The following is an 8,089-nucleotide window of genomic DNA, read 5'->3' on the forward strand; positions in this document are numbered from 1 at the left end:
GCCGCGCCGCATTTGGATGCCTCGCACGCGGGCGCGCGGCGGATACTGGCGCCCCGTCGCTCGAACCGCGGCCGCACGCGCACCGGCAAGCCGACGATGCGCGATCGCGCCGCGTGCATGAACGCCTCGGGCCTACCGTGAAGCCTCGGCTTCCCACGCGGCGCCGGGGGCGTTCATCGGCAGCGCGCCGATCAACCGGCGCCCGCCTCCCCGCTTCGCACCGGCTCGCCCCGATCCGAGCCGCCGCGCGCCAGCACGGGTTCGAGCGCGCGACCCGTATGACTCGCGCTCACCTGCACGAGCCCTTCCGGATGCGCCGCCGCCACGATCGCGCCGCCGCCCACGCCGCCCTCCGGGCCGAGGTCGATGATCCAGTCCGCCTCCGCGATCACATCGAGGTCGTGCTCGATCACGACGACGCTGTGCCCCGCGTCCACGAGCCGGTGCAGCACGCGGATCAGCTTCGCGACGTCCGCCATGTGCAGGCCCACGGTCGGCTCATCGAGCACATAGAGCGTATGCGGCGCCTTCTGGCCGCGCCGCGTGATGTCGTCGCGCACCTTGCTCAGTTCGGTGACGAGCTTGATGCGCTGCGCCTCGCCGCCGGACAAGGTCGGCGACGGCTGGCCGAGCGTCAGGTAGCCGAGGCCGACGTCCTTCATCAGTTGCAGCGGATGCGCGATGTTCGATATCGGCGCGAAGAACTCCACCGCCTCGTCGATCTCCATCGTCAGCACATCGCCGATGTTCCTGCCGCGCCACGTGACCGCGAGCGTCTCCGGATTGAAGCGCTGCCCGTGGCACACATCGCACGGCACCTTCACGTCGGGCAGGAAGCTCATGCCGATCGTGCGCACGCCTTGCCCTTCGCATGCCGGGCAACGCCCTTCGCCGGTGTTGAACGAGAAACGCGACGCCGTGTAGCCGCGGGCGCGCGCCTCGAGCGTATCCGCGAACAGCTTGCGGATCGTGTCCCACACGCCGATGTAGGTCGCCGGGCACGAGCGCGGCGTCTTGCCGATCGGCGTCTGGTCGACTTCGAGCACGCGGTCGATATGTTCCCAGCCGCTGATCGCCTCGCAGCCCTGCCACGCGTGCATGACGTCGAACGACGGCCGCGGCGCGCTGCGCGCGAGCACGCTCGCGCGGCGCTTCGCCGCCTGCGCCGCCAGCGAACCGCCCTTTTCCGCACCCTTTTCCGCGCCCTTTTCCGCACCCTTTTCCGCGCCCTGCTGCGCGGCCTTGCGCGCGCGGCGCGTGGCCGGCGACGACAGCACCGAGCGGCCCACCGCATCGAGCAGGTTCGTCATCAGCACATCGCGCGCGAGCGTCGACTTGCCCGAGCCGCTCACGCCCGTCACCGCGACGAGCCGCGCGAGCGGAATGCCGACCGTGACGTCGCGCAGGTTATGCAGCTTGCCGCGATGCACCGTCAGCCAGTTCTCGGGCACCGCCGCGCCGTTCTTCGCGCCCGGCGGGCTCACGCCGCGGCGCGGCTGCAGCGGATGCACGATCGGATGCGCGAGGAAGCGCCCCGTCAACGAATCGGCCTGCGCGGACAAGTCCGCGACCCCGCCCTGCGCGACCAGCGTGCCGCCGCGCTTGCCGGCGCCCGGGCCGACATCGATGATGTGATCGGCGCGGCGGATCGTGTCTTCGTCATGCTCGACGACGACGAGCGTATTGCCCTTGTCGCCGAGCTTGCGCAGCGCGTTCAGCAGGATCTGGTTGTCGCGCGGATGCAGGCCGATCGTCGGCTCGTCGAGCACGTAGCAGACGCCTTGCAGGTTGCTGCCCAGCTGCGCCGCGAGCCGGATGCGTTGCGCCTCGCCGCCCGACAGGCTCGGCGCGGCGCGATCGAGGCTCAGGTAGCCGAGCCCGACTTCCTCGAGAAACGCGAGACGGCTGCCGATCTCGCTGACGACGTCGCGCGCGATCTGCGCGTCGCGCCCGCCGAGTTGCAGGCCGTCGATCCAGCGGCGCGTATCCGACACCGTCCATTGCGCGACATCGACGATCGGATGGCCGTCGAACATCACCGCGCGCGCGGACGGATTCAGTCGCGTGCCGCCGCAATCCGCGCACGGCTCGTCGCCGACGCCTTCCGGTTCCTGCTCGTCGGACGGCAGCGTCTGCTCGCGGCCGCGGCCGTCTTCGGCGAACACCGTGTCGTCGTAGGCCGCGCGCTGCTCGCGCGTGAGCGCGACGCCGGTGCCCACGCAGGTCGTGCACCAGCCGTGCTTGCTGTTGTACGAGAACATCCGCGGGTCCAGCTCCGGGTAGCTCGTGCCGCACACCGGGCACGCGCGCTTGACCGACAGCACCTTGATCTCGCCGATCCGCGCGGTCGAATGATCGTTGGCCATCGCATGATGCAGGCCGTCGAGCGGCGCGAGCAGATGCATCACGCCCTTGCCGAGCTCGAGCGTCTCGGCGAGGCGCTGCCGCAACTCGGCCTCGCGGTCCGGCGACACGACGAGATCGGCCACCGGCAGCTCGATCGTATGCTCGCGGAAGCGATCGAGCTTCGGCCACGGGTCCACCGTCACGAACTCGCCGTCCACGCGCAGATGCGTGTTGCCGCGCGCCTTCGCCCACTTCGCGAGATCCGTGTACACGCCCTTGCGGTTGACGACGAGCGGCGCGAGCAGCCCGACATGCTCGCCGCGGTGATCGCGCAGCAACTGCGCGGCGATCGATTCGACGGATTGCGACGTCACCGGCGTGCCGTCATGGATGCAATGCTGAAGGCCGAGCTTCACGTACAGCAGCCGCAGGAAGTGCCACACTTCGGACGTCGTCGCGACCGTGCTCTTGCGGCCGCCGCGCGACAGCCGCTGCTCGATCGCAACCGTCGGCGGAATGCCGTACACCGCATCGACTTCGGGGCGCCCCGCCGGCTGCACGATCGAGCGCGCGTACGCGTTCAGCGATTCGAGGTAGCGGCGCTGGCCCTCGTGAAAGAGGATGTCGAACGCGAGCGTCGACTTGCCCGAACCGGACACGCCGGTGATCACGTTGAACTTGCCGTGCGGAATGTCGACGTCGAGCGCCTTCAGGTTGTGCTCGCGCGCGTTGACGATCCGCACGACGTCCTCTCCCTCGACCGCGCGCCGCGCACGCGCCGCATTCAACGCAGCCTGCAGCGGCACGCCCTCGTCGGCGAGCCGCGCTTCGGCATCCATTGCGCGCTCGTAGTGCGCGAGCGCCGCGCCGGTATGCGATCCGGCGCAGGCCTTCACGTCGTCCGGCGCGCCCGCGCACAGCACGAAGCCGCCGCCGTCGCCGCCTTCCGGGCCGAGGTCGATCAGCCAGTCGGCCGCGCGGATCACGTCGAGATTGTGCTCGATCACGATCAGCGAATGGCCGCTTGCGAGCAGCTTGCCGAACGCCTGCATCAGCTTCGCGATGTCGTCGAAGTGCAGCCCCGTGGTCGGCTCGTCGAACATGAACAGCCGCGCTTGCGCGACGCGCGCCTCGCGCGTGACGACACGGCGCCCGCCGGCGGCCTTCGCCGATTCGGCGAGAAAGCCCGCGAGCTTCAAGCGCTGCGCCTCGCCGCCCGACAGCGTCGGTACCGGCTGGCCGAGCTTCACGTATTCGAGCCCGACGTCGACGATCGGCTGCAGCACGCGCAGCACCTCGGCGTCGGCGGCGAAGAACGCCGCGGCTTCGCTGACGGTCAGGTCCAGCACGTCGGCAATGCTGAGCGCGCGGCCGTCGCGCTCGATCCGCACTTCGAGGATCTCGGCGCGGTAGCGCTGCCCGTCGCAGTCCGGGCAGCGCAGATAGACGTCGCTCAGGAACTGCATCTCGATGTGCTCGAAGCCGGAGCCGCCGCACGTCGGGCAGCGGCCGTCGCCCGAGTTGAAGCTGAATGTGCCCGCGCCGTAGCCGCGCTGCAGCGCGAGCGGCGCCTTCGCGAACAGCTTGCGGATCTCGTCGAACGCGCCGACGTAGCTCGCCGGGTTCGAGCGCGTGGTCTTGCCGATCGGGGATTGATCGACGAACACGACGTCGCCCACCTGCTCCGCGCCCGTGAGGCGGCGGTACGCGCCCGGCGACTCGGTCGCGCGGCCCAGATGCCGCGCCATCGCCGGGTAGAGCACGTCCTGCAGCAGCGTCGATTTGCCGGAACCCGACACGCCCGTCACGCAGACGAGCCGCTGCAACGGAATCTCGACCGTGACGTCGCGCAGATTGTGCTCGCTCGCGCCCTCGAGCACGATGCGCGGCGTGTGCGCGTCCACCGGCCGGCGCGACCAGTGCGACGCATGCGCGACATGCTTGCGGCCGCCGAGATACTCGCCCGTCAGCGTGCGGGCCGAGCGGATGTCGCCGGGCGTGCCGTCGTAGACGATCGTGCCGCCGCGCTCGCCCGGGCCGGGCCCCATGTCGATCAGCCGGTCGGCCGCGAGCATCACCGACGGATCGTGCTCGACGACGACCAGCGTATTGCCCGCGTCGCGCAGGCGCTGCATCGCCTCGACGATCCGGTTCAGGTCGCGCGGATGCAGGCCGATGCTCGGCTCGTCGAGCACGAACAGCGTCTTCGTGAGCGAGGTGCCGAGCGCCGTCGTCAGGTTGATCCGCTGCACCTCGCCGCCCGACAGCGTGCGGCTCTGCCGGTCGAGCGTCAGGTAGCCCAGCCCGACGTCGCACAGATATTTCAGCCGCGTGCGCACCTCGGCGAGCAGCAACTTCAGCGCGTCGTCGAGCAGCGCGCTCGGCAGGCCGATGTCGTCGAAGAAGCGGCGGATGCGCTCGATCGGCAGCAGCATCAGGTCGTGCACCGTCAGGCCCGGCAGCGCTTCGAGCTGCGCGCGGGTCCAGTCGACGCCGCGCGGCATGAAGCGGCCGGCCGGCGCGAGCGCCTCATCGGCGTTCGCTTTCGTGCCGAGCCGCCACAACAGCGACTCCGTCTTCAGGCGCGCGCCGCCGCACACCTCGCACGGCGTGTAGCTGCGGTATTTCGACAGCAGCACGCGGATATGCATCTTGTACGCTTTCGATTCGAGATAGCCGAAGAAGCGCTTCACGCCGTACCACTGGCTCTGCCACTTGCCGTTCCAGTCCGGCGAGCCGTTGATGACCCAGTCGCGCTCGGCGTCCGACAGTTCGGCCCACGGCACGTCGCGCCGGATGTCGGCCTTCGCCGCATAGCGCATCAGGTCGTCCTGGCATTCCTTCCATGCGGGCGTCTGCATCGGCTTGATCGCGCCGCCGCGCAACGTCTTGCGCGCGTCGGGAATCACGAGGCCGAGATCGACGCCGATCACGCGGCCGAAGCCGCGGCAGGTTTCGCACGCGCCGTATGCCGAGTTGAACGAGAACAGCGCGGGCTGCGGGTCCGCATAGCGCAGATCGCTGTCCGGGTGATGCAGCCCGGTGGAGAAACGCCACACCTGGGGCGCTTCTGTTGCGTCGCCCGGGTGTTCCGGCGCCTGCGCGAGCACGTAGACATTCACCCGCCCGCCGCCGCGCTTCAACGACGCCTCGATCGCCTCGACCGCGCGCACCTTGTCGACCTGATGCAGACGGAAGCGGTCGGCCACCACGTCGAGCACCTTGCGCGGCCCGGTGGGCGACGCCACTTCGCGTCGCGCCTGCACCCGCGTATAGCCGCTCGCCGACAGCCACTGCTCGACTTCCTCATCGGTCGCGGTTTCCGGCAGCTCGACCGGAAACGTGACCGCGAGCCGCGGATCGTGATCCGCCGTGCGCGCGAAGAGCTCCGCGTAGATCGTCTCCGGCGAGTCGTGCCGCACCGGCTGCGCGGTCATGCGGTCGAACAGTTCCGCCGCGCGTGCGTACAAGAGCTTCAGGTGGTCGTTGAGCTCGGTCATCGTGCCGACGGTCGAGCGCGAACTGCGCACCGGATTGGTCTGGTCGATCGCGATCGCGGGCGGCACGCCGTCGACGCGGTCCACCTGCGGCCGGTCCATCCGGTCGAGAAACTGCCGCGCGTACGCGCTGAACGTCTCGACGTAGCGCCGCTGGCCTTCCGCGTAAAGGGTATCGAACACGAGACTCGATTTGCCCGAGCCCGACGGGCCGGTGACGACCGTCATTTCGCCGGTGCGCAGATCGAGATCGAGATTCTTGAGATTGTGCTGACGTGCTCCGCGAATGCGGATCAGATTGCTGGATGACAATTTGTCTGCCCGTCTGAATGTGTTAGCCAGGGATTCGCTGCGCCGGAAGGCTGCGGGACGCTCGCAGGCGCGGCACCCGCGCCGCGATGCGGACGCCGTCGCGGCTCAATCGCGATGAGTACTATACTGTATGTTTATACAGCTTTCCATGACTATCTTGGATTTGCGGCGGACGGGGCGGCGCTTTGGTGGTTTGGGGCGGACGGAGGCCGACCCGTCACGCCTGCGCGCTGGCTACAATGCGAGTTCAAGTTCACTCTGAGCACGGTGAGTGCGGCTCCGCGTGATGTTCGGGGTGCAGTCGCGCAGTGTCGCCTGCTTTTCAGCCCGTTGATCTTTCAGGAATTTCTGGCCCGCCCTACACGATTCGAACGTGTGACCTACGCCTTGGAGGAGCGGCAGTTTGAAAATTGACGCAAACCGAAACGCAACAAAATCAAAGACTTGCAGCGATCACCACATCTGAACCGCTGCGCTTCCGGTCCCTATTCTTGCCATTTCGCAACGATTTTCGACAAGATTTCGTCAAGGTAGCAATGCCGGATCTCGGCTGTCTGCTTGTTGCGCAGTGCAACGCGTGCACGCTTTCAGGCTGCGGCTTTTGCAAAATGGCTATACGCATAGAGTGCTGGTTGCTCGACTCCCGGAGCCGGACTCCCCTATTTATATGAGTGCGCCGGGTGACACCGCAGAACACTTGACCCGTCCCGATACGCCCCTGATACTTCGCGACGTGACCAAGGGTCAACGTAGCTTTGCCCGAACCAGATTCATTTCGAAATTCAATGTGGACAAGAACTCAAAATGACGAAGTACGCCCTGTGGAATAACAAAGGAGGCGTCGGAAAGAGCTTTCTCACTTTCTCTCTCGCTTGCGAATATGCACTAGACAACCCAGACGAGGATGTTCTAGTACTTGACCTCTGCCCTCAAGCAAATCTTACCGAAATGCTACTCGGCGGCAAGGATCTCTCGGGTGCAGCGCTGGATGAACTCTATAAGCAGAAGCCTCGACGCTCCATCGGTGGTTATTTTGAGTCTCGGTTAACATCTCCGTTTGTAGCGCCAGCAGACGTTACGGATTTCATTTGTCGTCCGCACACCATCAATGAAAATCTCCCGGAGAATATCGCGCTTGTAGCCGGCGACAACTTACTCGAATTGCTTTCAGAGGCTATGCGGCAAGCGTCTCAAATGGCACTTCCATACGACGCGTGGCCTAAAGTCATGCGCTGGGCGTCGGATCTAATTCGATCGTTCACCGAATACAGCCAAGCGTCGGACGTGGTCACGTTCATCGACTGTAATCCAAGTTTCTCGATCTACACGCAAGTCGGTCTTTCGGCCGCAGACTATCTGATCATTCCTTTCACCGCCGACGATAGCTCTCGTCGTGGTGTAGAGAACGTTCTTGCTCTCCTATATGGCCTCTCAGCTAATGAGTTACAGGGATATGCCAAGCTTAGCTTTTCAAAAAAAGCAACGGACGAAGGCGTCGATATACCCAAGCTGCACACTTTCGTGAGTAATCGGGTGACCATGTACAAAGGAAAGCCGAGTTCCGCATTTCAAGCCAAGAGCGCGCCGATTCGTGCGGTTATCGAGACGACAGCAGCACAGAACAAGCGCTACTTTGCCTCGTATCGAAATGTGGCAGATCTTTTTGCGGAAATGCCCGACTACCATTCCGTCGCCGTTGTAGCATCGTCCGAAGGGTGCCCTTTGTCGCTTATGAGGTCGGGTCACCATCAGATTGATGGGGACCTTGTCCAAGTGAATCAAAACGCAATCGACAAATACACAAAGGCAATCAAAAAGCTCGCGGAGAGGCTCTGAGTGGAGTTGACCCTGTAATCCCGGACACGGCGTCACACTAAGGTTGCTGAATCCATCGAGCGCCGGAACTCGCGAGGCGAGCGGTACTTCAGTGCGCT

General features: G+C 65.9%; 2 protein-coding genes. One reads left to right on the forward strand and one right to left on the reverse strand.

Annotation, left to right across the window (positions count from 1 at the left end):
• Positions 1 to 191: 191 nt before the first annotated feature.
• The gene (gene uvrA / locus X946_RS20950; protein WP_038751417.1) at positions 192 to 6,155 is read right to left on the reverse strand and encodes an excinuclease ABC subunit UvrA; all 5,964 of its coding nucleotides are present in this window, start codon (positions 6,153 to 6,155) and stop codon (positions 192 to 194) included.
• Positions 6,156 to 6,959: 804 nt separating this feature from the next.
• Here uvrA and X946_RS31890 point away from each other — a divergent pair.
• On the forward strand, positions 6,960 to 7,991 hold the full coding sequence (locus X946_RS31890) for a ParA family protein (protein WP_081989896.1): 1,032 nt from the start codon (positions 6,960 to 6,962) through the stop codon (positions 7,989 to 7,991).
• The last annotated feature ends 98 nt before the right edge of the window (positions 7,992 to 8,089 follow it).

It is taken from the genome of Burkholderia sp. ABCPW 111, assembly GCF_000773065.1.
GTDB lineage: Bacteria > Pseudomonadota > Gammaproteobacteria > Burkholderiales > Burkholderiaceae > Burkholderia > Burkholderia savannae.